The organism is Ancylobacter sp. 3268, from assembly GCF_031456575.1.
GTDB lineage: Bacteria > Pseudomonadota > Alphaproteobacteria > Rhizobiales > Xanthobacteraceae > Ancylobacter.
This window is the reverse complement of record NZ_JAVDUX010000003.1, coordinates 214,031-238,891: the sequence shown is the minus strand read 5'-3', so window position 1 is coordinate 238,891 and position 24,861 is coordinate 214,031. Positions and strand designations below refer to the sequence as shown.

Annotated in this window: 24 protein-coding genes; 19 read left to right on the top strand and 5 right to left on the bottom strand. The window is 66.8% G+C overall.

Going from position 1 to position 24,861, the window contains the following annotated elements:
• The first annotated feature begins 124 nt into the window (after positions 1 to 124).
• From urtA to J2X65_RS05600, 7 genes are all read left to right on the top strand, one after another.
• On the top strand, positions 125 to 1,405 hold the full coding sequence (gene urtA, locus J2X65_RS05630) for an urea ABC transporter substrate-binding protein (protein WP_310199134.1): 1,281 nt from the start codon (positions 125 to 127) through the stop codon (positions 1,403 to 1,405).
• Between the two features lie 96 nt (positions 1,406 to 1,501).
• Complete coding sequence (gene urtB, locus J2X65_RS05625; protein ID WP_310199132.1) at positions 1,502 to 2,428, top strand: urea ABC transporter permease subunit UrtB; 927 nt, start codon at positions 1,502 to 1,504, stop codon at positions 2,426 to 2,428.
• A 64-nt stretch (positions 2,429 to 2,492) separates the two neighbouring features.
• Positions 2,493 to 3,611, top strand: a complete 1,119-nt coding sequence (urtC, locus tag J2X65_RS05620) for an urea ABC transporter permease subunit UrtC (RefSeq protein ID WP_404977670.1) — start codon at positions 2,493 to 2,495, stop codon at positions 3,609 to 3,611.
• An 11-nt stretch (positions 3,612 to 3,622) separates the two neighbouring features.
• Positions 3,623 to 4,390 (top strand): urea ABC transporter ATP-binding protein UrtD, encoded by a 768-nt coding sequence (gene urtD / locus J2X65_RS05615; protein ID WP_310199128.1) that lies wholly within the window; start codon positions 3,623 to 3,625, stop codon positions 4,388 to 4,390.
• An 11-nt stretch (positions 4,391 to 4,401) separates the two neighbouring features.
• A complete protein-coding gene (gene urtE, locus J2X65_RS05610; protein ID WP_310199126.1) occupies positions 4,402 to 5,091 on the top strand; it encodes an urea ABC transporter ATP-binding subunit UrtE in 690 nt (229 codons plus the stop codon).
• Between the two features lie 78 nt (positions 5,092 to 5,169).
• Positions 5,170 to 6,405, top strand: a complete 1,236-nt coding sequence (fmdA, locus tag J2X65_RS05605) for a formamidase (RefSeq protein ID WP_310199124.1) — start codon at positions 5,170 to 5,172, stop codon at positions 6,403 to 6,405.
• 81 nt (positions 6,406 to 6,486) lie between these two features.
• Positions 6,487 to 6,855 carry a zinc ribbon domain-containing protein gene (locus tag J2X65_RS05600; protein ID WP_310199122.1) on the top strand — a complete coding sequence of 123 codons (369 nt, stop codon included), beginning with the start codon at positions 6,487 to 6,489 and terminating at the stop codon, positions 6,853 to 6,855.
• Between the two features lie 27 nt (positions 6,856 to 6,882).
• Here J2X65_RS05600 and ggt read toward each other — a convergent pair whose 3' ends face one another.
• Positions 6,883 to 8,661, bottom strand: coding sequence for a gamma-glutamyltransferase (gene ggt / locus J2X65_RS05595; protein ID WP_310199120.1), 1,779 nt, complete (start codon positions 8,659 to 8,661; stop codon positions 6,883 to 6,885).
• Positions 8,662 to 9,076: 415 nt separating this feature from the next.
• Here ggt and J2X65_RS05590 point away from each other — a divergent pair, with 415 nt between their 5' ends.
• Complete coding sequence (locus J2X65_RS05590; protein ID WP_310199118.1) at positions 9,077 to 9,550, top strand: YaiI/YqxD family protein; 474 nt, start codon at positions 9,077 to 9,079, stop codon at positions 9,548 to 9,550.
• A 33-nt stretch (positions 9,551 to 9,583) separates the two neighbouring features.
• Complete coding sequence (locus J2X65_RS05585) at positions 9,584 to 10,342, top strand: 3-keto-5-aminohexanoate cleavage protein (RefSeq protein WP_310199116.1); 759 nt, start codon at positions 9,584 to 9,586, stop codon at positions 10,340 to 10,342.
• Positions 10,343 to 10,345: 3 nt separating this feature from the next.
• Here J2X65_RS05585 and ppc read toward each other — a convergent pair whose 3' ends face one another.
• Entirely contained in the window at positions 10,346 to 13,141 is a 2,796-nt protein-coding gene (gene ppc, locus J2X65_RS05580; RefSeq protein ID WP_310199114.1) for a phosphoenolpyruvate carboxylase, read from the bottom strand.
• Positions 13,142 to 13,418: 277 nt separating this feature from the next.
• On the opposite strand from ppc, the gene J2X65_RS05575 reads away from it, so the two are divergent.
• Both J2X65_RS05575 and J2X65_RS05570 read left to right on the top strand, forming a co-directional pair.
• Complete coding sequence (locus J2X65_RS05575) at positions 13,419 to 13,595, top strand: hypothetical protein (RefSeq protein ID WP_310199112.1); 177 nt, start codon at positions 13,419 to 13,421, stop codon at positions 13,593 to 13,595.
• A gap of 112 nt (positions 13,596 to 13,707) precedes the next feature.
• Complete coding sequence (locus J2X65_RS05570; RefSeq protein WP_310199110.1) at positions 13,708 to 14,745, top strand: TIM44-like domain-containing protein; 1,038 nt, start codon at positions 13,708 to 13,710, stop codon at positions 14,743 to 14,745.
• Between the two features lie 109 nt (positions 14,746 to 14,854).
• Here the strand turns inward: J2X65_RS05570 and J2X65_RS05565 are convergent, their stop codons facing one another.
• On the bottom strand, positions 14,855 to 15,247 hold the full coding sequence (locus tag J2X65_RS05565) for a DUF805 domain-containing protein (RefSeq protein ID WP_310199108.1): 393 nt from the start codon (positions 15,245 to 15,247) through the stop codon (positions 14,855 to 14,857).
• 132 nt (positions 15,248 to 15,379) lie between these two features.
• On the opposite strand from J2X65_RS05565, the gene J2X65_RS05560 reads away from it, so the two are divergent.
• Positions 15,380 to 15,793 (top strand): GNAT family N-acetyltransferase, encoded by a 414-nt coding sequence (locus J2X65_RS05560; protein WP_310199106.1) that lies wholly within the window; start codon positions 15,380 to 15,382, stop codon positions 15,791 to 15,793.
• Between the two features lie 42 nt (positions 15,794 to 15,835).
• On the opposite strand, the gene uvrB is transcribed toward J2X65_RS05560, so the two are convergent.
• Complete coding sequence (gene uvrB / locus J2X65_RS05555; RefSeq protein WP_310199104.1) at positions 15,836 to 18,433, bottom strand: excinuclease ABC subunit UvrB; 2,598 nt, start codon at positions 18,431 to 18,433, stop codon at positions 15,836 to 15,838.
• A 55-nt stretch (positions 18,434 to 18,488) separates the two neighbouring features.
• Positions 18,489 to 19,286: a phosphodiesterase gene (locus J2X65_RS05550; protein WP_310199102.1), complete on the bottom strand. Its 798-nt coding sequence runs from the start codon at positions 19,284 to 19,286 to the stop codon at positions 18,489 to 18,491.
• 315 nt (positions 19,287 to 19,601) lie between these two features.
• Between J2X65_RS05550 and J2X65_RS05545 the strand changes: the two genes are divergently transcribed.
• The 7 genes from J2X65_RS05545 (at position 19,602) to J2X65_RS05515 (ending at position 24,860) form a co-directional block, all read left to right on the top strand.
• On the top strand, positions 19,602 to 20,303 hold the full coding sequence (locus tag J2X65_RS05545; protein WP_404977668.1) for a cysteine hydrolase family protein: 702 nt from the start codon (positions 19,602 to 19,604) through the stop codon (positions 20,301 to 20,303).
• An 87-nt stretch (positions 20,304 to 20,390) separates the two neighbouring features.
• Positions 20,391 to 22,001 (top strand): regulator, encoded by a 1,611-nt coding sequence (locus J2X65_RS05540; protein ID WP_310199099.1) that lies wholly within the window; start codon positions 20,391 to 20,393, stop codon positions 21,999 to 22,001.
• A gap of 143 nt (positions 22,002 to 22,144) precedes the next feature.
• Positions 22,145 to 22,711, top strand: a complete 567-nt coding sequence (locus J2X65_RS05535) for a peptidoglycan-binding protein (RefSeq protein WP_310199097.1) — start codon at positions 22,145 to 22,147, stop codon at positions 22,709 to 22,711.
• A gap of 56 nt (positions 22,712 to 22,767) precedes the next feature.
• On the top strand, positions 22,768 to 23,121 hold the full coding sequence (locus J2X65_RS05530) for a cupin domain-containing protein (protein ID WP_310199095.1): 354 nt from the start codon (positions 22,768 to 22,770) through the stop codon (positions 23,119 to 23,121).
• A gap of 42 nt (positions 23,122 to 23,163) precedes the next feature.
• Positions 23,164 to 23,469 carry a hypothetical protein gene (locus tag J2X65_RS05525; RefSeq protein ID WP_310199093.1) on the top strand — a complete coding sequence of 102 codons (306 nt, stop codon included), beginning with the start codon at positions 23,164 to 23,166 and terminating at the stop codon, positions 23,467 to 23,469.
• A 114-nt stretch (positions 23,470 to 23,583) separates the two neighbouring features.
• Complete coding sequence (locus J2X65_RS05520; protein ID WP_310199092.1) at positions 23,584 to 24,153, top strand: hypothetical protein; 570 nt, start codon at positions 23,584 to 23,586, stop codon at positions 24,151 to 24,153.
• On the top strand, positions 24,150 to 24,860 hold the full coding sequence (locus J2X65_RS05515) for a ribonuclease T2 (protein ID WP_310199091.1): 711 nt from the start codon (positions 24,150 to 24,152) through the stop codon (positions 24,858 to 24,860). The genes J2X65_RS05520 and J2X65_RS05515 overlap by 4 nt, the downstream gene beginning before the upstream one ends.
• Position 24,861 lies beyond the last annotated feature (1 nt).

Sequence of the window (24,861 nt, the reverse complement as noted above, 5' to 3'; positions counted from 1 at the left end):
GCCGGCAAACCCCTATACGTCAATCGACGTATTGCTGCGGCACGGCATCGTTCCCCACCATCGCCTCAACACAAGCACATCGGCAAGCTTGTTGAGGCCACGTCAAACCCGTGGAGGGGATCGTATGTCTTCGCATAATGACGGCTCGGATAATTTTTCTTCGACGCGCCGCAGAATTCTGAAAGGTCTTGCCGCCCTTCCCGCGGCGCCTCTGCTTTCGTCCACCGCCCTGTTTTCTACTTCGGCCTTTGCCCAGGCACCGGCGACGTCGGCGGTCAACACGACTGGCCTTGCCGTGACCGACACGGAAGTCACGGTCGGCATCCTCCATTCCGTCACCGGCACCATGGCGATCTCCGAGACCGGCTCGGTGCAGGCGGAGAAGCTCGCCATCGAGCAGATCAATGCCATGGGCGGCGTACTCGGCCGCAAGATCAAGTTCATCCAGGAGGACGGCGCCTCCGACTGGCCGACCTTCGCCGAGAAGGCCAAGAAGCTGCTGGTCAACGACAAGGTGGCGGCGGTGATGGGCTGCTGGACCTCGGCCTCGCGCAAGGCGGTGCTGCCGGTGTTCGAGCAGTATAACGGCATGCTCTATTACCCCACCTTCTATGAAGGCCTCGAGCAGTCCAAGAACGTCATCTACACCGGCCAGGAGGCTACCCAGCAGATCCTCGCCGGCCTCGACTGGGTCAACAAGACCAAGGGCGCCAAGAGCTTCTACCTGATCGGCTCCGACTATATCTGGCCGCGCACCTCGATGAAGATCGCCCGCAAGCACATCGAGGCGCATCTCGGCGGCAAGGTGGCGGGCGAGGAATATTTCCCGCTCGGCCACACCCAGTTCAACTCGGTGATCAACAAGATCAAGCTGACCAAGCCGGACGTGATCTACTGCGCCGTCGTCGGCGGCTCGAACGTCGCCTTCTACAAGCAGCTCAAGGCCGCCGGCATCGACCTCAACAAGCAGACGCTGCTCACCATCTCCGTCACCGAGGACGAGATCGACGGCATCGGCGGCGACAACATCGCCGGCGCCTATAGCTGCATGAAGTACTTCCAGTCGCTCGACAACCCGAACAACAAGGACTTCGTCGCCGCCTTCAAGAAGATGTGGGGCGAGAAGACGGTGATCGGCGACGTGACGCAGGCCGCCTATCTCGGCCCGTGGCTGTGGAAGATGACCGTAGAGAAGGCCGGCTCCTTCGATGTCGACAAGATCGCCGAGGCCTCGGCCGGTATCGAGTTCAACAAGGCGCCGGAAGGATACGTCAAGATCCACCCGAACCACCATTTGTGGTCGAAGACCCGCGTCGGCCAGGCGCAGCTCGACGGCCAGTTCAAGGTGGTGTTCGAGACGCCGGAACTGATCGAGCCGGATCCGTTCCCCAAGGGCTACCAGTGATCGGCTGCGCCGTCGCCCGGAGAGGGTTCCGCCCTCTCCGGGGTTCTTTCGGTTGTCGAGAACCGCGCCATCGGGGCGCACGCCGGGGGATTCCTGATGTTTTCCGACTATTCGCTGGCCGAGCTCAGCTCCATCTTCCTGATGCAGGGCTTCGCCGGCCTGATCCTGTTCTCCGTCTTCGTGCTGATGGCGCTCGGCCTCGCCATCATCTTCGGCCAGATGGGCGTCATCAACATGGCGCATGGCGAGTTCATGATTCTCGGCGCCTATGTCACCTATTTCACCTCGCAGTTCTTCCTGAACTACCTGCCGTCGCTGTTCGGCATCTATTTCTTCATCGCGATGATCCTGGCCTTCCTCGCGTCCGGCGCACTCGGCATGGCGACGGAATGGCTGATGATCCGCCATCTCTACAAACGCCCGCTGGACACCCTGCTCGCCACCTGGGGTCTCAGCCTCATTCTTCAGCAGGTCTATCGCTCGGTCTTCGGCCCGCGCGAGGTCGGCGTCGAGCTGCCGGGCTGGATGATGGGCTCGCTTCCCGTCACCGAGGTGGTCGAGGTGCAGATCAACGGCCTGTTCGTCATGGGCCTCACCATCGCCATCACCGTCGCCGTCGCCCTGCTCATGTACAAGTCGAGCTGGGGCAAGCAGGTGCGCGCGGTGGTGCAGAACCGCGTCATGGCCGGCGCGGTCGGCATCAACACCGAGAAGGTCGATCGCTACACTTTCGGCCTCGGCTGCGGCATCGCCGGCGTCGCCGGCTCGGCCTTCACCATGATCGGCTCCACCGGCCCGACCTCCGGCCAGCTCTACATCGTCGACACCTTCCTGGTCGTCGTCTTCGGCGGCGCGCAGAGCCTGCTCGGCACCATCGCCTCCGCCTTCACCATCTCGCAGGCGCAATCGACCATGGAATTCTTCCTGTCCGGCTCGATGGCCAAGGTCCTCACGCTGCTCGGCGTGGTCGTCATCCTGATGCTGCGGCCGCAGGGTCTGTTCGTCATCAAGGTCCGTCGTTGAGGAGCCGCGCATGACCACACCCTCCCCCACATCCGGCCGCACCTTCTTCCTGCGCCCGCAGGACATGATCGGGATCGTGATCCTCGCGATCCTCCTGCTGGTCGTCCTGCCGCTGACGCTGGACAATTTCCGCCTGCAATTCGTCGGCAAGTACCTCACCTACGCCTTCGTGGCGCTCGGCCTGGTGCTGTGCTGGGGCTATGCCGGCATCCTCTCGCTGGGCCAGGGCGTGTTCTTCGGCCTCGGCGGCTATTGCATGGCGATGTTCCTCAAGCTGGAAGCCTCCAGCGTCGAGAACACCAAGATCCAGACCACGCCGGGCATCCCCGACTTCATGGACTGGAACCAGATCACCGCCCTGCCGTGGTTCTGGGAGCCGTTCCGCAGCTTCGGCTTCACCACGCTCGCGGTGGTGGCGGTGCCGGCGGTGTTCGCGCTGGTCATCGGCTTCGCGCTCTTCAAGCGACGGGTGGGCGGCGTCTATTTCGCCATCATCACCCAGGCGCTCGCCGCGATCATGACCATCCTGATCATCGGCCAGCAGGGCTATACCGGCGGCATCAACGGCATCACCGACCTGCGCACCCTCAACGGCTGGGACATCCGCACCGACGCCGCCAAGACCGTCCTCTACTTCGTCTGCGTCGGGCTGCTTATCGCCTGCATCCTGCTCGCCTATTACGTAAAGTCATCCAAGCTCGGGCGCATCCTCGTCGCCATGCGCGACAAGGAGGATCGCGTCCGCTTCTCCGGCTATGACGTCTCCAGCTTCAAGGTGTTCGTGTTCTGCCTCGCCGCGTCGCTCTCGGCGATCGGCGGCGCGATGTTCACCCTGCAGGTCGGGTTCATGTCGCCCTCCTTCGTCGGCATCGTGCCGTCGATCGAGATGGTGATCTACACCGCGGTCGGCGGGCGCCTGTCCATCCTCGGCGCCATCTACGGCACGCTGCTGGTCAACTGGGCGAAGACCTCCTTCTCCGAGAGCTTCCCGGAGCTGTGGCTGTTCGGCCTCGGCGGCCTGTTCATCGCCGTGGTGCTGATCTTCCCCAACGGCCTCGCCGGTCTCTGGCAGACCTATGTCGCCCCGCGCCTTGGTCCGCTTTTCGGCGGGCCGGCAAAGCGCGCCGCCACCCCTCCGGCCGCCGAGCCGGTCCTCCCCGCCGCCCCTGCCGTTGCGGAATAGGAGCCGGAACCATGAACGCCAATGTCATCAGCGACCAGATGAACAAGGACTTCGTGCTGGCGGTGGAGGGGCTCACCGTCTCCTTCGACGGCTTCAAGGCAGTCAACGACCTGTCCTTCTATGTCGACGAGAACGAAATCCGGGTGATCATCGGCCCCAACGGCGCCGGCAAGACCACGGTGCTCGATCTCATCTGCGGCCGCACCAAGGCGACCGCCGGCTCGATCCGCTTCAAGGAGCGCGAGCTGACCCGGATGAAGGAGCACGAGATCGTCCGCGCCGGCGTCGGCCGCAAGTTCCAGAACCCGTCGATCTATGAAGACCTCACCGTCTTCGAGAATCTGGAAATCTCCTACCCGAAGGGCCGCACCGTCAGGGGCGCCCTCACCTTCCGCCGCGACGCGGCGGTGAAGCAGCGGGTGCAGGAGGTTGCCGAGACCATCTTCCTCGCCGACCAGCTCGACCAGCGCGCCGAGTATCTCTCGCACGGCCAGAAGCAGTGGCTGGAGATCGGCATGCTGCTCATCCAGGACCCGGAACTCTTGATGCTCGACGAGCCGGTCGCCGGCATGAGCGTCTCCGAGCGCAAGAAGACCGCCGAACTGCTCAACCGCATCATCAAGGACCGCTCGGTGATCGTGATCGAGCACGACATGAAATTCGTAGAGGATATCGCCCACAAGGTGACGGTGCTGCACCAGGGCCGGATCCTGTCGGAAGGCTCGATGGCCAAGGTCCAGGCGGACCCAAAGGTCGTCGAAGTCTATCTCGGGCATTGAGGGGGCTCGCCATGCTCAACATCGCCGACCTCCATGTCTCCTACGGCCAGAGCGAGGTGCTGCACGGCCTCGACATCAACGTCGCGCCGAACGAGATCGTCGCCATCATGGGCCGCAACGGCATGGGCAAGACCACGCTCATGAAGTCGCTGATGGGGATCGTGCCCACCAAGAGCGGCGCGGTCTCCATCGGCGAGACCGACATCACCCGGCTCAAGAGCTATGAGCGCGTGGCCAACGGCATCGCCTATGTGCCGCAGGGCCGCATGATCTTCTCCACCATGACGGTGCAGGAGAACATCGAGACCGGCCTGATCCCGCGCGGCGCCTCGAAGGTCCCGCCGGACCTTTACGAGCTGTTCCCGGTGCTGCTGGAGATGAAGGGCCGGCGCGGCGGCAATCTCTCCGGCGGCCAGCAGCAGCAGCTCGCCATCGCCCGCGCGCTCGCGACCGCTCCGAAGGTGCTGCTGCTCGACGAGCCGACCGAGGGGATCCAGCCCTCGATCATCCGCGAGATGGCCCGCACGCTTAAGCGCATCCGCGACGAGCGCGGCCTGTCCATCGTCGTCTCCGAGCAGGTGCTGTCCTTCGCCCTCGACATCGCCGACCGGGTGCTGGTGATCGAGAACGGCGAGATCGTCCATGAGGACCTGCGCGCCGATGTCGACGAGGCCAAGGTCGCGCGCTTCCTCTCCGTCTGAGGCCCGGCTCCGGCCTCAAGGCCGGCGCCCCGATTTTCAAGCTCTTCCGCATGCAGCCCAAGGGGAACGGAGTTCGCCATGCCTGAAACACTGATCTCGGTCGATCTGTCGAAGCCGGCCACGGAAAACGACTATCTGCACAATCGCTGGCACCCGGACATTCCGATCGCCACCTGGGTGGAGCCCGGCGCCGATTTCCTCGTCGAGACGGTGGACTGGACCGGCGGCGCCATCGCCAACAACGATTCCGCCGACGACATCCGCGACGTCGACCTGTCCACCGTGCACTATCTCTCCGGTCCGATCGGCGTGAAGGGCGCCAAGCCGGGCGACCTGCTCGTCGTCGACATCCTCGACGCCGGCACGCTGAAAGGGCATGAATGGGGCTTCAACGGCTTCTTCTCCAAGAAGAACGGCGGCGGCTTCCTCACCGACCACTTCCCGTTCGCCCAGAAGTCGATCTGGCATTACGAGGGCATGTTCACCCGCTCGCGCCACGTGCCGGGCGTCGGCTTCGCCGGCCTGATCCATCCCGGCCTGATCGGCACCCTGCCCTCGCAGAAGCTGCTGGACACCTGGAACGCCCGCGAGCAGGCGCTGATCGACACCAACCCGACCCGCGTGCCGCCGCTCGCCAACCCGCCCTTCGCCAAGACCGCGCATCTCGGCAAGCTCGGCAAGGGCGACGCCTGGGACAAGGTGGCGGCCGAGGGCGCGCGCACCGTGCCGCCGCGCGAGCATGGCGGCAATTGCGACATCAAGGACCTGTCGCGCGGCTCGAAGATCTACTTCCCGGTCTATGTCGACGGCGCCGGCCTCTCCATGGGCGACATGCACTTCTCGCAGGGCGACGGCGAGATCACCTTCTGCGGCGCCATCGAGATGTTCGGCGCCTGGCTGCACATCAAGGTCGACCTGATCAAGAACGGCATGGAGATGTACGGGATCAAGAACCCGATCTTCAAGCCGTCGCCGATCACGCCGAACTACAAGGATTACCTGATCTTCGAGGGCATCTCGGTCGACGAGAGCGGCACGCAGCACTATCTCGACGCCAATGTCGCCTATCGGCAGGCCTGCCTCAACGCCATCGAATACCTGAAGAAATTCGGCTACTCGGGTGCGCAGGCGCATTCGATCCTCGGCGTCGCGCCGGTGCAGGGCCACTTCTCGGGCGTCGTCGACATCCCGAATTCCTGCGCCACCCTGTGGCTGCCGACCGAGATCTTCGACTTCGACATCAAGCCTTCGGCAGCCGGTCCGACCAAGTTCATCGACGGGTCGGTCGACATGCCGCTCTCGCCGGACCTTTGACCCCCAAATTGAACGTCCGGCCGGCGGGACGGTGGCGACGCCGCCCCGCCTCTATCGAGGAAACGCCCGAGGAAAAGGCTCATGCCCGTCTACGAATATCTTTGCGACGACTGCGGCGACTTCACCGTGCTCCGACCGATGAGCGAATATCAGGCGCCGCAGCCCTGTCCCGATTGCGGAAGCCTCGCGCCGCGGGTGTTGCTCACCGCGCCGCATTTCTCCGGCCTGTCGCGCGCCGACCGGACCGCTCACGCCACCAACGAGCAGGCCCGCCATGCGCCGATGAGCGTCGACGGCTACCGCGAGAAGCAGGAGCGCGCGAAGCATGCCGCCGGCTGCTCCTGCTGCTCGGGCGGTATGAAAAGCCGCACAAAGAAGAACCGCACCGCCACCTCGGCGAGCGGCGCCAAGAGCTTCCCCTCGGCGCGCCCGTGGATGATCAGCCACTAGGGTCGCACACCCTCCCACGCGGCGCGGTCACTCGCCGATCACCGAACCCTCGCGGCGCGGATCGGCGGCGCCGGTCAGCCCGTTCGGCCCGATCAGCACCGCCTGCACGCCGGAGGTCATCGGCGCCTTCTTCACCTTGAAGCCCAGCGCGGCGAGCTTCGGCTCCAGCGCCTCGGCCGGGGTGCCCTCCTCGATCTCCACCGTGTCGAAGCGCGCCAGCACGTTGGGCGCGGCGATGGCGGCGGGCAGGTCCATGCCCCAGTCGAGATGGGCGATCAGCGTCTTCGCCACATAGCCGATGATCTGGCTGCCGCCCGGCGAGCCCAGCGCCAGCAGCGGCTTGCCGTCCTTCATCACGATGGTCGGCGCCATGGAGGAGCGCGGGCGTTTGCCGGGCTCGACGCGGTTGGCGATCGGCACCCCGTCGCGCTGCGAGCGGAAGGAGAAGTCGGTCAGTTCGTTGTTGAGCAGGAAGCCGCGCACCATCAGCCGCGAGCCGAAGCCGGCCTCGATGGTCGAGGTCATCGAGGCGACGTTGCCGGCCGCGTCGACGATGGTGATCTGCGTCGTCGAGGGCAGCTCGATCGCCTCGTCGTCGGCCCGCTTCGGCGCCATCATGGCATGGTCCCAGGTCGGGTTGCCCGGCGCCACTTCCGGCAGCGCGTCGTCGCCCCGCAGCAGTTCGGCGCGGCTCTTGAGGTAGTCCGGCGCCAGCAGCCCCTTGGTCGGCATCGGCACATAGTCCTGGTCGGCCATGTAGCGGTCGCGGTCGGCGAAGGCGAGGCGCGAGGCATCGGCGATCAGCCGCCAGGCCTCCGGCGATTCCGGCCCCAGCGCCTTGAGATCGTAGGATTGCAGCATGCCGAGGATCTGCCCGACGGTCAGGGCGCCGGAGCTCGGCGGCCCCATACCGCAGACATCCACCTCGCGATAATCGGCACAGACCGGCGCCCGCTCCTTCACCCGATAGGCGCGCAAATCCTCCAGCGTCATCACGCCGGGATTGCCCGCGCCGCGCACCGTGCGCACGATGTCGCGGGCGATCGGGCCGCGATAGAAGGCGGCCGAGCCGTAGCGAGCGAGCTGGCGCAGCGTGTCACCATAGGCCGGGTTCTTCAGCGTGGCGCCCACGGCGAGCGGCGCGCCCTTGTCGTCGAAGAAATAGGCGGCGGTGGCCGGATTGGCCTTCAGCGTCTCGGCGTCCTCGGCGATCAGCTTGGAGAGGCGCGGCGATACCGGGAAGCCCTCCTCGGAAAGCCGCACCGCCGGACGGAGCAGATGCGCCCAGGCGATGTGGCCGTAGCGCCGGTGCACGAATTCCAGCAGCCGCGGCGTGCCGGGCGTGCCGACCGACCGGCCGCCCACCACGGCGGACATGAATTTCAGCGGCTCGCCCTTGGCATCCTGGAACAGCGTCGGCGTCGCGGCGCGGGGGGCGGTCTCGCGGCCGTCGAAGGTGGTGAGGCGCTTCGCCGCCGCGTCCCAATAGACCAGCAGCGCGCCGCCGCCGAGGCCGGAGGATTGCGGCTCGACGAGCCCGAGCACCGCCTGCGCCGCCACCAGCGCGTCGATGGCGTTGCCGCCATTGCGCAGCGCCGCCGCGCCGGCCCGGCTGGCGAGCGGGTTGGCGGTGGCGACCATCCAGTGCGTGGAGGTCGCCGACTTCGCCGCGCCGGCAATGGCGCTCGGGGCTTCCGGCGCCTGCGTGTCGGAAGCCTGCTGGCCGAGGGCGGGCGTCGCCATCAGCGCCGCGGCCAGAATCCATCCAAGCGGCCTGTTCAGGGCATAGCCATAGGCACTGCGCATCGTCACCTCCCGCATCGAGAGGCCGTTCCGATCGATCGGCAACGGCGCTCGAATCCAGACATGGAGCCTCGTTCGGGCCGATCAGGCGCCGCTCCGCTCACCGAACATGTCACACCGCAACCCGATGTGAACAGTCGTGCCGCAAGGGAGGATGACGTGGGCGCGAATCACGTTAAGCTCATCTCGTCGTCAACAATCGAAAGGAGGTGATCCAGTGTCTGATCGTCTTGATCCGCGGTCGTCGGTATCCGTGACCTGGACTCTTGCCTCTAGCGAGGTCCGTGCCGCGTGATGCGACACAAAGCACCGTCCTTCGGACGGTTACCTGGCCGGGCCGCGGTCTGACATGGGAAGGGCTGCCCTCGCGGGCAGCCCTTCTTTCTTGAGCCGTCCCCACCAGCTGCAAATCAATACCTTGGCGAAATCCATCATCATCTATATCGACGCCGACGCCTGCCCGGTGAAGGACGAGACCTATCGCGTCGCCGAGCGCCACCGGCTGAAGGTGTTCGTGGTCGCCAACAGCTTCGTCAACACGCCGCGCACCGACTGGATCGAGCGGGTGATCGTGCCGGCCGGCGCCGACGTCGCCGACGACTGGATCGTCGAGCGGGTGGAGCCCGGTGATATCGTCATCACCGCCGACGTGCCGCTCGCCGCCCGGGTGGTGGCCAAGGGAGCGGAAGCCTTGGCGCCGAGCGGCAAGGCCTTCACCGCCTCTTCCATCGGCCTGCAGCTCGCCACCCGCAATCTGATGCAGGATCTGCGCGAGGCCGGCGCGGTCACCGGCGGTCCCCGGCCGTTTTCGCCGCGCGACCGCTCGGAATTTCTGCAATCATTGGAGAGAAGCGTTTCGCGCTTGAAACGAATGGGCTTCCACGCGGGTTGAAGGGGTGGATCCCACAGCCGACAGGAATTGCCCATGCTGCAGGCTTGCCTCAACGGTTCGCGTGACAAGGCGTTTCACGCCGACACGCCGTTCACCCCCGCCGAGCTCGCCTTCCAGGCGGAAATGGTGGTCGCCGCCGGTGCCGGCGAGCTGCATGTGCACCCGCGCGACGCGAGCGGGGCCGAGACGCTCGACCCGGCCGACGTCGCCGCCGCACTGGCCGCCATCCGCGCCCGCGTGCCCGGCGTGCCGGTGGGCCTGTCGACGCATGGCGGCATCGCCCCCGGCGGCCGCGGACGGCTCGACGCGGTGGCCGCCTGGACCGAGCGGCCGGACTATGTGTCGGTAAATCTCATCGAGGACGATGCGCCGGAAATGATCGCACTGGCGCTCGAGCGCGGCATCGGCGTCGAGGCCGGGCTGTGGTCGGTCGCCGATGCCGAGCGCTTCGTGAAGCTCGCCGAGGCCCCGAAATGCCTGCGCGTCCTCATCGAGATCAACGAGCAGGACGAAGCGGAAGGGCTGGCGGTCGCCGCCGGCATCCGCACCGTGCTCGCCCGCGCCAGCCTCGACCTGCCGATCCTGCAGCACGGCTTGGACGCCACCGTCTGGCCGCTCTACCGTGACGCGCTGCTGCGCGGCCTCGACGGCCGCATCGGCTTGGAGGACGGCAAGCATCTGCCGAACGGCGACGAGGCCGCCGGCAATGCCGCGCTGATCAAGGCGGCGTTCCTGATGTCGCGGGTGGCGCCGAACCTCGCCCCGGAGGCGACGCCGACGCCGCCCGGCTGAGGCTCACCCCGAATTGCGCAGCCCCGCCGAAATGCCGTTGATCGTCAGCTGGATGCCCTGCAGCACCTTCTCGTCGGTATCGTTGGCGCGGTACTTCCGCAGCAGCTCGACCTGCACGTGGTTGAGCGGGTCGATATAGGGGAAGCGGGCGCGGATCGAACGGTCGAGCAGCGGGTTGGAGCCGAGCAGCTTCTCCTGCTCGGAGATCGACAGCAGCGCCTCGATCGCCGCCTGGTGCTCGGCGCGGATACGCCCGAAAATGCTCTCGCGCAGTTCGACATCCTCCACCAGCTTGGCGTAGCGCGAGGCGATGGCGATCGAGCTCTTCGACAGCACCATGTCCATGTTGGAGAGCTGGGTGCGGAAGAACGGCCACTCGCGATACATCTCCTGCAGCAGCGGCAAGCCGTCCGGGTTCTTGGCCAGCCATTCGCGGATGGCGGTACCGAAGCCATACCAGCCCGGCAGCATCAGCCGGCACTGCGCCCAGGAGAACACCCAGGGAATGGCGCGCAGGTCCTCGATGCGCCGCGTCTTCTTGCGCGAGGCCGGGCGCGAGCCGATGTTCAGCGTCGCGATCTCGTTGATGACGGTCGATTCCCAGAAATAGTCCTCGAAGCGCGGGGTCTCGTAGACGAGGCCGCGATAGGCCTTGAAGGCGGCGTCGGACAGCGCCTCCATCACCGTGAGATATTCCTCGCGCGGCGCCTTGGCGTCGCCGGAGAGCAGCGTCGCCTCCAGCGTCGCGGCGGCGAGGGTCTCGAGGTTGCCGCGTCCCACCTGCGGGTTGGAATATTTGGAGGAGATGATCTCGCCCTGCTCGGTGATGCGGATCAGCCCCTGCACCGCCCCGCCGGGCTGGGCGAGGATGGCGTCATAGCTCGGCCCGCCGCCGCGGCCGACCGAGCCGCCGCGGCCGTGGAACAGCCGCAGCCGCACGCCGTGGCGCTTGAACACCTCGATCAGTTCGATCTCCGCCTTGTAGAGCTCCCAGCCGGAGGTGACGAAGCCGCCATCCTTGTTGCTGTCGGAATAGCCGAGCATCACCTCCTGCATGCCGCCGCGGCTGTCGACCAGCTTGCGGTATTCCGGCAGGCGGAACATCTGCTCCATCACCTTGGCGGAGTTGCGCAGGTCCTCGATGGTCTCGAACAGCGGCACGATGTTCACCGCCGCCGCGCCGGCCGGGTCGACGAGGCCGACCTCCTTCAGCAGCAGCGCCAGCTCCAGCATGTCTGAGACGCCTTCGGCCTTTGAGATGATGCAGGTCTGCAACGCCTCGGCGCCGTAGATCCTGTGGATGCGGGCGCAGGTGCGCAGCATCTCCATCTCGCCGACGGTCTCCTCGGAATAGCTGGCGAAGGGCGAGGTGAGCGGGCGCGCGGTGGTCAGCTCGCGCAGCAGCAGCGCGACGCGGGTACCCTCCGGCAGGCTCTTGTAGCCGGTGCCGGGTGCCGCCACCTCGAACAGCTCGGCGATGCAGCGCTCATGCACGTCCGAGTTCTGCCGGGAATCGAGAATGGCGAGATGGAAGCCGAAGCAGTCGACCGCGCGCCGCAGCTCGCGCAGCTTGCCGCGGGCGATGGCGCCGGACTTGTGGGTCTTGAGCGAGCCGGCGATCACGTCGAGATCGGCGCGCAGCTCGGCCGCCGAGGCGTAGGCACGCACCTTCGGCGGCACGGTCACACCGACGAGGTCGGCGACCTCCAGCCGGAAGGCGGTGGCCTTGAGCCGCCCGATGATGGCGGTGACGGCGAGGCGATAGGGCTCGTTGCGCCGGTGCGGGGAGAGATCGGGCGAGGAATCGACCAGCGCCAGCAGATCGTCCGACACCGCGACGCGGATGGTGCTGATCGACAGCTCGGCACCAAGCTCGTCCAGCTCCTGCAGATAGAAGCGCACCGCCTGCGCGGCCTGCATGCGCATGGTTTCGCGGGTGACATCGGCGGTGACGAAGGGGTTGCCGTCGCGATCGCCGCCGATCCAGCTGCCCATGCGCAGGAAGGAGCCCACCTCCGGCGCCTCCGGCCCGGCGTCCTCGATGCCGGCGAGCCGGTCCTCCAGCGACGCATAAAGCCGCGGCAATTGCCTGAGGAATGTGTAGTCGTAATAGGCGAGACCGTTGGCAACCTCGTCCAGCACCGTCAGCTTGGTCTTGCGCAGCAGGTTGGTCTGCCACAGCGTCAGCACCCGCCGGCGCAGCTCGTCGCCGATCAGCGCGAACTCTTCCGGTGTCGGCTCGATGGTGCGCTCGCGCTCGGCGAGCAGTTCGGCGATGCGCATCTCATGCGTCATGGTGCTGCGCCGGCGCACCTCGGTCGGGTGCGCGGTCAGCACCGGGCTCGCCAGCGCGGTGTCGAAGAACTTGCGCAGGCCCTCCGTCGAGACCCCCTCCTCCATCGCCCGCTCGATGGCGTTCGCCAATGTGCCCGGGCGCGGCCCCTGGCCGGCGGCGGCCAGCGCGCGGCCGCGACGGATCACATGCTGGTCCTCGGCGATGTTGGCGAGATGGGAGAAATAGCTGAAGGCGCGAACGATGGAGATGGTCTCGTCGGGGTCGAGGCCGAGCAGGATCTCCTCCAGCTCATGCCGCGCGCCCTCGTCGTCCTCGCGATGGAAGCGGGTCGAGACCCGGCGGATGGTTTCCACCAGATCGTAGGTCGGCTCGCCTTCCTGGTCGCGCAGCGTATCGCCAAGCACGCGACCCAGCATACGGATGTCGTCGCGCAGCGAATGATCGATCCCGGCATCGACTTCGGGTTCGGCATCCGGCTGGGCGAGGGTGAGGGCAAAAGACATGGCTAATTCGCTCCCGTGATCGACGCAACTTAGCAATTAGCATGCCGGGGTGTGGCCATTTGGCCGCAGCACCCCCAAATCCACACCTCGGCAGCCATTGCCGTTGAGTTACCCGCTATTCGCCTAGAACCCGCCGCGATTCTGAACGAAATAGCCGGGACCATGAACGGACTGGTCAGTCCTCATTCAGGATTGCGGGTCCATAAAGGTGTCGTGCCTACCGTGAGAGACGTCGCATTCGCGTAACCGCGTATCGCGTGCAAAAGAGGATCGAGTTATGTCCGCCGTCAGGAATCGCGCCGAGGAACGAGTTCCCGCCGCGCTCCGCCAGCCCGCCGCCGCCCTCAAGACGGTCCCCCGCGCTGTCGAGACCTCCGCCGAGAAGCAGGCTTCCAACGTACCGCCGGCACCGATCGGCTCCATCGCCGCCATCGAGACGCAGCTCGGCTTCTGAGCGTCGCCCTCCCGCAGGCTTGATCGGCCGGGGAGGTGACAAATGGCCATGGCCTCCCCATATGCTGACGCAGCGTCACATTGTGACCCCCGTGTCAGTTCCGAGAGAGGCCATGCGCATCAAGACCCTGTTCCGCCTGCCTACCCTGGCCACCGCCGCGCGTGCCGGCGCGGCGGCGCTGATCGTGGCCGGCAGCCTGATCGCCGTCATTCCCGATGCCGATGCCCGCGCGGGTGGCGGCAGGAGCATGGGAAGCCGCGGCGCGCGCACCTGGTCCGCTCCCGCCCCCACCCCCACCGCCCCTTCCGCACAGACCATGCAGCGCTCGGCCACCCAGCCCGGCGCCACCAATCCCGGCGTCCCCAATGCCGGCATGGCCGCGCCGGCGCGGCAGGGCGGCTTCTTCAACCGTCCCGGCTTCATGGGCGGGCTGATGGGCGGCCTGCTCGGCGCCGGCCTGTTCGGCCTGCTCATGGGCGGCGGCTTCTTCTCCGGCCTCGGCAGTCTCGCCGGCATTCTCGGCCTGCTGCTGCAGGTCGCGCTGATCTTCATCGTCGTCCGGCTGGCGATGCGCTGGTTCGCCTCGCGCAACAGCCCGGCCACGGCGCAGGGCCCGCAATCGGGTCCGCAGCCCGGCGCCCCGCTGGCGCGCGACATGTTCGGCGGCGGAAGCTCAGCTCCCGCGTCGAACGCCGCGGCGGCCGGTCGCTCCGGCTTCGCCAGCCGCCCGCGCGGCCGGCCGCTGCAGCTTCAGGGTTCCGATTTCGACGCGTTCGAGCGCAAGCTTGCCGAGGTGCAGGATGCCTATAGCCGCGACGACCGCGCCACCTTGTCGCAGCTGATGACGCCGGAAATGCTCGGCTATGTGGCCGAGGAACTCGACGGCTATGCGCAGGACGGCCTGCAGAATCGCCTTGGCGAGGTGAAGCTGCTGCAGGGCGATCTCTCCGAGGCGTGGAGCGAGGATGGCCGCGACTTCGCCACCGTCGCCATGCGCTACCAGCTCAAGGACACGGTGATCGAGCGTGCCAGCGGCCGCCTGGTGCAGGGCGATCCCGACCGCCTGGAATCGGTGGTGGAATTCTGGACCTTCACCCGCCCCGCCGGCGGAGGCGAGTGGACGGTAAGCGCCATCCAGCAGGGCGGCTGAGGCCTTCCCTGGCCGCGCGCCCGGCCAGCCGGGCGCGGCAGACCTTCGGCGAAAGCCTCCATGGCGGACAACCCGTCATGGAGGCTTTTTCTTGTCTGGATCGTTCGCCTCAGTACCGGGCCAGCGGGTCCGGCCCGAAGCGGTTCGGCCCCTCGGTTCCCTTGAACATGAACCAGAAGAAGATCACCACCGCGCCGATGCCGGTCAGGCCGATCAGCAGCCACCAGCCCGTTCGATCCATGTCGTGGAAGCGACGCGCGCCCACCGCGATCGACGGCAGGATCAGCAGGACGCCGACGAGGGTGGTGAGCGGCGTGAACATGTGCACGTCGCCGGTCGCGATGAACGAAAACGCGCCGAACAGCGCGAGATCGGCCAGGCCGAGCACCCAGTTCAGCAGGATGGTGAACAGCGCCCACCACCAATATTCCGAGCGCGGCGCCCTCCCCTCGAAGGTCGCATATTTGCCGAGCACGCTCGATATCGCCTGCGTGAAACCCATGGAACCCTCCCCTCCCCTCGACAGTGCCACCATCCATTGTTGCCGCGAATGACCCGAAAAGCTAACGTCGCTTGCCACGCGTCGCGCCTTCCGCGCATACGAGCAGAGACCGCAGCCGGAAGTGACCACCCCATGAGGATAGCCATAGAGTCCGATCCCGACAGCGACGTACGGGCGCTGATCGACCGTGGGCTCGACATCTACAACAACGACAGGGCGGGGGCAGCGGATTACCGTGACCTGTGGGCCATCGCCCGTGACGGGAACGGCGCGGCCGGAGCAGGACTGAAGGCGCGAACCTTCTACCGCTGGATGTTTATCGACTGGCTGTGGGTGTCGGACGATGCGAGGGGACGCGGCCTCGGCCGCGCCCTGCTGGCCGAGGCCGAGGCGGAAGCCCGCCACCGCGACTGCCTCGGCGCCTTTGTCGACACCTACAGCTTCCAGGCGCCCGAGTTCTACGAGAAGCAGGGCTATCAGCGCTTTGGACAGATCGACGATTTCCCGCCCGGCCATGCCTGCATCTGGCTGAAGAAGGTGTTCTGACGCATCCCTCGGCCACGGTCCGAAACGCCTGCCGGCGCCCGCTCACCGCTTCGGCGCGCGACGCCCGCCCTTGCGGTAGCCCTTGGTCATCGGGTCCGGCCGCTCCGGCCGGGTCCACTCGCTGGCGCTCAGCGGCTCGGTGCGGTCGGTGCCCGGCCCCATGTCGTCGAGCGACGGCCTGACGATGCGCGAGGCGCCACGCGTCCCGTCACCCGCCTCATAGGCCGCCTGCGCCTCGTCAGCCCGCGCCGCATGGCCGGACGACACATGCCCCGGCGAGGAACGCGGCCCCGACTTGCCGCCCGACCTGCCGCCCCCTGCCTTCTCCGGCAGGTTGGCCGAGCGGCCATATTTCCGCTCGCCACGATAGCCGCCGGTGCGGTCGTCGATGGCGTCCTGCCGCGCCAGCGGGTCGTCGGAGATCGCCAGCTCGGTCGCCTGCAACCGCTTGATCTCGTCGCGCAGCCGCGCCGCCTGCTCGAAGTCGAGATCGGCCGCCGCCGCGCGCATCCGCTTCTCGAGATCGGCGATGACCGCCGCGAGATTGTTGCCATAGGCCGCCGGCGCCTCGGCGAGGCCGGTGTCGACCGTCACATGGTCGCGCTCATAGACGCTGTTGAGGATGTCGCCGATCGCCTTCTTCACGCTCTCCGGCGTGATGCCGTGCTCGTTGTTCCAGGCGATCTGCTTGGCGCGGCGGCGCTCGGTCTCCGCCATCGCCCGCTCCATCGAGCCGGTGACGTTGTCGGCATAGAGCACCACCCGGCCATCCACGTTCCGCGCCGCGCGGCCGATGGTCTGGATCAGCGAGGTCTCCGAGCGCAGGAAGCCTTCCTTGTCGGCGTCGAGAATGGCGACCAGCCCGCATTCGGGAATGTCGAGCCCCTCGCGCAGCAGGTTGATGCCGATCAGCACGTCGAAGGCGCCGAGGCGCAGGTCACGCAGGATCTCGATGCGCTCGATGGTGTCGATGTCCGAATGCATGTAGCGCACGCGGACGCCGTTCTCGTGCAGATATTCGGTCAGGTCCTCGGCCATGCGCTTGGTGAGCACCGTCACCAGCGTGCGGTAACCCTTGGCCGCCACCTGCCGCACCTCGCCGAGCAGGTCGTCCACCTGCGTGCGCGCCGGGCGCACCTCCACCGGCGGGTCGACCAGGCCGGTCGGGCGGATCACCTGCTCGACGAACACACCACCGGAATGTTCCATCTCCCACGGGCCCGGGGTCGCGGAAACATGCACCGTCTGTGGCCGCATCGCCTCCCATTCCTCGAAGCGCAGCGGCCGGTTGTCCATGCAGCTCGGCAGGCGGAAGCCATATTCCGCCAGCGTCGCCTTGCGGCGGAAGTCGCCGCGATACATGGCGCCGATCTGCGGGATCGTCACGTGGCTCTCGTCGCAGAAGATCAGCGCGTTGTCCGGCACATATTCGAACAGCGTCGGCGGCGGCTCGCCGGGCCGGCGGCCGGTGAGCCAGCGCGAATAGTTCTCGATGCCGGCGCAGGAGCCGGTCGCCTCCATCATCTCGAGGTCGAAGGTGCAGCGCTGCTCCAGCCGCTGCGCCTCGAGATAGCGGCCCATGGCGTTGAGCTCGTCGAGCCGCATCTTCAGCTCGGCCTTGATGCCCTGGATGGCCTGGATCAGCGTCGGACGCGGCGTCACATAATGCGAGTTCGCATAGACCTTCACGAATTTCAGGTCCTGCGACTTCTGCCCGGTGAGCGGGTCGAACTCCTGAATGCTCTCCACCTCGTCGCCGAACAGCGAGACGCGCCAGGCGCGGTCCTCGTAATGCGCCGGGAAGATCTCGATGACATCGCCGCGCACGCGAAACGTGCCGCGGGCGAAATCGCCCTGGATGCGCTTATATTGCAGCGCCACGAGGTCGGCGAGGATGCCGCGCTGGTCGATGCGGTCGCCGACCTCGATCTTGAAGGTCATCGAGGCATAGGTCTCGACCGAGCCGATACCGTAGATGCAGGACACCGAGGCGACGATGATGACGTCGTCGCGCTCCAGCAGCGAACGGGTGGCCGAGTGGCGCATGCGGTCGATCTGCTCGTTGATCGACGATTCCTTCTCGATGAAGGTGTCGGTGCGCGGCACATAGGCTTCCGGCTGGTAGTAGTCGTAATAGGAGACGAAATACTCCACCGCATTGTCGGGGAAGAAGCTCTTGAACTCGCCATAGAGCTGCGCCGCCAGCGTCTTGTTCGGCGCGAGCACCAGGGCCGGGCGCTGCAGCCGCTCGATGACGTTGGCCATGGTGAAGGTCTTGCCCGAGCCGGTGACGCCGAGCAGCACCTGGTCGCGCTCGCCCTGCTCCGCCGCAGCCACCAGTTCGTCGATCGCCTGCGGCTGGTCGCCGGATGGCGTGTAGTCGGACTTGATGACGAACCGGACGCCGCCTTCCGATTTTTCCGGCCGCGCCGGACGGTGCGGCATCCACACCTGCCCGTCGACCTCCGGGCGGCCGCCCTCGATCAGGGCCGAGAGCGCGGCGACGGTTGCGGAGGCGCCAGACGTCGGCGCCACGCCGAGCTTTTCGGCGAGCGCGGGATCGAGCGTGGCGGGTTGCGCGGGTTCGAAGGCGCGCTGGGAGCGCTCTCCGAATCCGCCGGGACGTGCAGCTTTGGCCATGGGCGGGAATATGGGGTCTCGCCCCCGCCGTGGAAAGGGCCTCGGACGCCGCCGTTCAGAAGAACGGATAGGGACCGGGAAACCGCCCGATCGGCAGGTAGTGAGTCACCAGGCCGGTAGTTTCGGTCCAGTGATGCAGCAGCATGGCCGGCGGCTCGAGGAAGGAGGCCGGCTCGGCATCGGGACGCAGGCGCAGCGCGATGGCGGTCGCCGTGCTCGGCGCCGTCACCAGCAGCGTGCCGCCGAACCGCGCCTGCATGAAGCGATGGACATGCCCGCAGAGTACCCGCTCGACCTGCCCGTGGCGGGAGAGCACCGCCGCGAGGCGGTCGCCGCCCCGGCAATTATAGTCGTCGATATAGGGGATGCCGCTGACAATGGGCGGCTGGTGCATCATCACCAGCGTCGGCCGGTCCGGTTCGGCCGCGAGCACCGAGTCCAGCCAGAATCTGGCCTCATCGGCCACCTCACCGTAATGCTCGCCGGGGACGGTGACATCCAGCCCGACGAGGCGCACCGGTCCCAGATCACCCACCGCGAAATGCAGCGGCCCGGCCTTGGCAAGATAAGGATGTCCGGCGAAACAGGCGCGGAATGCCTCCCGCTCATCGTGATTGCCTGGAATCACCAGCAGCGGCAGGCCGATGCCGGCCAGCATCTCCGCCGCCACCGCATATTCCTCCGCCATGCCTTCGTCGACCACATCGCCGGTCAGCAGCACCACATCCGGCCGCGGATCGAGCCTGGCGAGCTGGTCGAGGGCCGCCTCGAACATGGCATTTGAATCGACAAGGTCTTGGTAGAGATGGGTTTTCGGCCGCAGATGCGGGTCGGAGAGATGGGCGATGAGCATGGAGCGTTTCCGAGATGCGCCGGCAGTCCATCTTTTACCCCGGCCCTCGCCAACGGGGAAAGCCGAGCGGACCTCGATCACGATTCTGGCCGCCCACATCGCACACCACGTCCAATGTGAACAGATTCTGTGCAGAATTGAATTTGGCCGCGCGAAGCGCCAAAACTTATTATCTATTTATATCAATGAGATAATCTCATATACGCTTTAATTTTATGCATGGCATGCTTGATGCATACATTTCCGTATACAACGGACGAGATCGGCTGAAGCGTCCACCGGCCTCGTCTCCATCCTGGACGTCGATCCGCGGAGATGCCCATGCCCGTCCTCGCCGCCGAGCCTGCGCCGCTAGCTTTCGATCCGGCGCGCACCGCCCTGGTCATCATTGACATGCAGCGCGACTTCCTCGAACCCGGCGGCTTCGGCGAAACGCTGGGCAACGACGTCTCGCTGCTGCAAGCCGCTGTGAAACCTTGCAAAAACGCGCTGGCCGCCGCACGGGAGGCCGGTATGCTGGTCATCCATACGCGGGAAGGTCACCGCCCCGACATGGCCGATGCCCCGCCTGCCAAGGTCGAGCGCGGCGAGCCGACCACCCGTATCGGCTGCGCCGGCCCGATGGGCCGCATCCTCATCCGCGGCGAGGCCGGCCACGATATCATTTCCGAACTCTACCCGATCGAGGGCGAGCCGGTGCTCGACAAGCCCGGCAAGGGCGCCTTCTACCAGACCGACCTCGAACTGATGCTGAAGAACCGCGGCATCGACACGCTCCTGGTCTGCGGCGTCACCACCGAGGTCTGCGTCCACACCACCATCCGCGAAGGCAATGACCGCGGCTATCGCTGCGTCGCGCTATCCGATTGCTGCGCCTCCTATTTCCCGGAGTTCCACCGCGTCGGCCTCGACATGATCAAGGCGCAGGGCGGCATCTTCGGCTGGGTGTCGGACAGCACCGCCTTCATTGCCGCCCTCGACACCGCCTCCGCTGGAGGCGCCGCCGCGGCCGCCTGACCGCCGTGCCTGCCGCCGGCCCGGCCGGCCGGTCGCCATTGCCTGCGCATGCGCCTCTCCGCCACGCCCCATCGAGGAGCCCCCAGCATGTCCGAGACATCGATGTCTCCGCTTTCGCCCATGCGCACCGGCATGCGGCCCATCCTATGGACCAAGGGCGACTGGAACGCCCTGTTCGGCTTCGGTACCAACATCCTCGTCAATATGCTGGTGCTGACCGGCCTGCTGCAATTCGTGCTGAAGATGCCGTCCGAGATCGTGTTCGGCCGCATCCTGCCGGCGGTCGGGCTGATGATGTTCCTGTCCACCGCCTACTATGCCTTTCTCGGCTACCAGCTGGCCAAGAAGACCGGCCGCGACGACGTCTGTGCCCTGCCCTCGGGCATCTCGGTGCCGCACATGTTCGTCGTGGTCTTCGTCATCATGCTGCCGATCGGGGCCGCCTCCGGCGACCCGATCCAGGGTTGGGAGGCTGGCCTCGTCTGGGTGTTCTTCCAGAGCTTCATCCTGATGATCGGCGGCTTCGTGGCGCCCTACATCCGCAAGATCACCCCGCGCGCCGCCCTGCTCGGCACGCTCGCCGGCGTGTCGGTGGCGTTCATCTCCATGCGCCCGGCCTTCGAGATCTTCATGACCCCGGTCATCGGTCTGACCTGCTTCGCCATCATCATGGTGAGCTGGTTCGGCGGCGTGAAATATCCCAAAGGGATTCCCGCCGGCCTCGTCGCCATCGCGGTCGGCATGATCATCGCCTGGGGCTCCAACCTGTTCGGCCTCGGCTATGGCGGCATGAGCCTCGAAAAGCTCGGTGCCTCCTTCGTCAATTTCGGCTTCTCGGTTCCGCTGCCGGCCTTCGACCACGTCTTCCACGGCTTCAACTATCTCGGCATCATCCTGATCACCGCCATCCCCTTCGGCATTTACGACCTCGTCGAGGCGATGGACAATGTGGAGAGTGCCGAGGCCGCCGGCGACCACTATCCCACCACCCGCGTGCTCACCGCCGACGGCGTGGTCAGCCTGATCGGCTGCCTGATGGGCAACCCCTTCATCAACGCCGTCTATATCGGCCATCCCGGCTGGAAATCGATGGGCGGGCGCATCGGCTATTCCGCCGCCACCGGGCTGATGGTCATCATTCTCTCCTGGTTCGGCATCATCGCCGTGCTGCTGGCGCTGGTGCCGGTCGTCGCCATCTCGCCGATCCTGCTCTATATCGGCATGCTCATCGGCGCCCAGGCGTTCCAGACCACGCCGTCGCGCCACGCGCCGGCGGTGATCCTGGCGCTGACCCCTCACCTTGCGGCCTGGGCGAAGCTGCTCATCGACAATTCGCTCGGCATGGCCGGCACTTCCGCCCATGCCATCGGCATGGAGAAGCTCGGCGCGGTCGGCGTGCTCTATCACGGGCTTGAGGTGATGGGCGGCGGCGCCATCCTGGTCGGGCTGGTGCTGGGCGCCATCGGCGTCTTCGTCATCGACCGCAAATTCACCCATGCCGCCGCCTTCGCCCTCGCCGGCGCGGTGCTCACCTTCTTCGGCTTCATGCATGGCGAGATGGTCGGCATCGCCGTCACGCCCGGCGTGTCGCTGGCCTATGTGATGGTGGCCGGCTTCCTGCTCGCCTGTGCCAAATATGCCGAGGTGGAGGCCCTGCCGCCGGCATCGATCGAGGCCGAGCCGGCGCCTGCCGAATAGACCGGCTCCCGCCTCGCACCGGCGGCGGGGGGGCGGCCGGCCGTCGGTCCTGTACGCGGGGAAGCGTCGGGCGTGCGATTTCGGTCGCATGCCCGACGTTTCATATTGGCCGCCCTCGATCGCGCCCTAATCTCCAATCCGGGATGCGCGCAGAAGCCGAGGCATCGGCGTCGCGCGCGCCTCGTGCAAAGGAGGACATCGCCGTGTCGATCTTGAAAAAAGGCCTTGCCGGCACTCCCGTCAAAATCCTGCAGGAAAAGCTCGGCCTACCCGCCGACGGCCAGTTCGGCCCGAAGACCGAAGAGGCGCTGAAGGCGTATCAGAGCAAGAACGGGCTGGCCGCCGACGGCATTGCCGGCCCGGACACCTTCGCGGCGCTCGGTCTTTACGAGCTCATTCTCCTGAAGGTCGGCTCGTCCGGCGAGACGGTGAAGAAGCTGCAGACCGCGCTCGGCCTCGACGCCGACGGCAAATTCGGCAGCGGCACGCAAAAAGCCGTCAAGGAGTATCAAGCCAAGAACGGCCTCGACGCCGACGGCTTCGCCGGGCCAGCAACGCTGGCAAAGCTCGCCCTGTTCGCGCAGATCACGCCCGAGGTGGTGGCCAAGTCGCAGATCGCGCCGCAGGACGCCGCACCGGTCGAGGCTTCCGCCACCGGCGAAGCGCCGGCCAAAAGCATCTGGGCGACAATCAAGGGTTTCTTCAGCTAGGATCGGGGCCGCGTGGCTAGGCGCTGCGCGGCTCTCCTCCCCGCCACGGATTCCCGATGCCCTTTCTTCTTCCCTTCGATCTCGCCGCCCTCGGTGCGCCGGAAGAGACCGCCCCGCAACCCGAGCGCCTCGTCGCCGGCAACCCGCTCCACCGCACCTGGAACCTCGAGACCCTGCCCGACGGCGCGCTGTTCGCCGGCGTGTGGGAATCGACGCCCGGCGCCTGGCGCGTCGATTACGAGGAATGGGAATTCTGCTCCCTGCTGGCGGGCGTCTCGATCCTGCACGAGGACGGCAAGGAGCCGGTCCGCCTCGCCGCCGGCGACAGTTTCGTGCTGCGTCCCGGCTTCAAGGGCGTATGGGAAGTCGTGGAGACAACGCGTAAGCTCTATGTGATCCGCCTCATCTGAGCGGCGGCCCGCGCCTCGCGCGGAAACAGGGAGGGTGCCCACATGTTGCATGCCCGCATCCCTCATGCCTCGAAGCCCACCGCCCCCGCCATCCACCACGCCGCCGCAACGCTCGCCCTGCTGCTGGCCACCGGCGGCAGCGCCCTCGCCGACTGCAAATGCCGCGCCGGCGGACGCGATTACCAGCACGGCGCGCGCGTCTGCCTTTCCGGTTCCACCGGTCCGCGCACCGCCGTGTGCGGCATGGACCAGAATGTCGCCAGCTGGATCTTTCTCGACGAACCCTGCGCCGTCTCCGCCCGCCCGCCGGGCCTGCGCGTCGCCGGACACCTGCCTTCGCTCCGCTGAAGGGTCCGATCACGGTATTTGCGAAGTGGATTTTGCCCGATGTGTTGCATGCCCGTCCTTGACCGGTGTCGGGACGGGATGCATCGTCGCGTCAACGCATTGGAGAGAGTTGACATGGTCAGGCATCGGAGCCGGAAGGCGGGCGTTGCGGCGCGCCGCGCAATGGGGCTGCTGGCGGGAGCCGCCCTGCTCGCCGCCTCTGCCGGCGCCGGCCAGGCGGCAAGCTTCCTCGAGAAGAACTTCTGGCTCTCAGGACCGAACTATAGCGGCCAGGTGCCCGCCTGCGACACCCCGGCGGCACTGTCGCGCATCCAGAAGCATTTCGCCGAGACCGAAAGCACCTATTGGTCCTCTTCGGCCACCATCGACAGCTTCGACGATATCCGCGAGATCGCTTTCCGGCCATGGGGACCGGAATATCAGCCGCGCCGCTACTGCTCGGCCGATGTCATCGTCTCCGGCACTCCGGCGCCGGCGGGACATGTGTATTCCGGCGGCCACTACGTCGGCGGCAAGGTCGGCGCGGTCAAAGCCGTATCGGCGACCGGCAGCCGTCACAAGGTCTATTACTCGATCATCGAGGATGGCGGATTCATCGGCTTCTCCTGGGGCGTCGAGTGGTGCGTGCAGGGTTTTGACCGTTCCTGGACCTACGCGCCCAACTGCCGCATGGCGCTGCCGTGAGGCTGAATGACGCGGCGCGGCTTGTCCGCGCCGCCCTTGTTGCCTCTCCCCTCCTCTGTGCGGCGCTCGTCACCCTTATTCCCTCGCTGACCGGCGGCGTTACGCCGGCGGCGGCGCAGCAGCCCGGCACGCCCGGCCAATTCGACCATTATGTGCTCGCCCTTTCCTGGTCGCCCACCTATTGCGAGAGCGCCGGCGACCGAGCCGACCCCGCCCAGTGCAAGATCGGACGCCCCTTCGCCTTCGTGGTGCACGGTCTCTGGCCGCAAAACACCTCCGGCTGGCCGGAAGACTGCCAGAAGCCGGCCCCCTTCGTGCCGGAGCCGGTGGTTCGCTCCATGCTCGACCTGATGCCGAGCCGCCGTCTGGTGATCCATGAATGGCGCAAGCACGGCACCTGCTCCGGACTCGATGCCACCGCCTATTTCGATACGGTGCGCAAGGCTCGCGCGGCGATCGTCATCCCGGCCGAATATCGCCAGCTCGACGATTACAGGATGGTTTCGCCCGGCGATGTCGAGGCGGCGTTCCTCGCGGTCAATCCCGGCCTCGATGCCGGCATGATCGCCGTCACCTGCGATTCCCGCCGGCTGCGCGAGGTGCGCATCTGCCTCGACAAGTCGCTCGGCTTCACGTCCTGTGCCGAGGTCGACAAGCGCGCCTGCCGGGCGCCGCGAGTCGTGATGCCGCCGATGCGCGGCGGCTGAT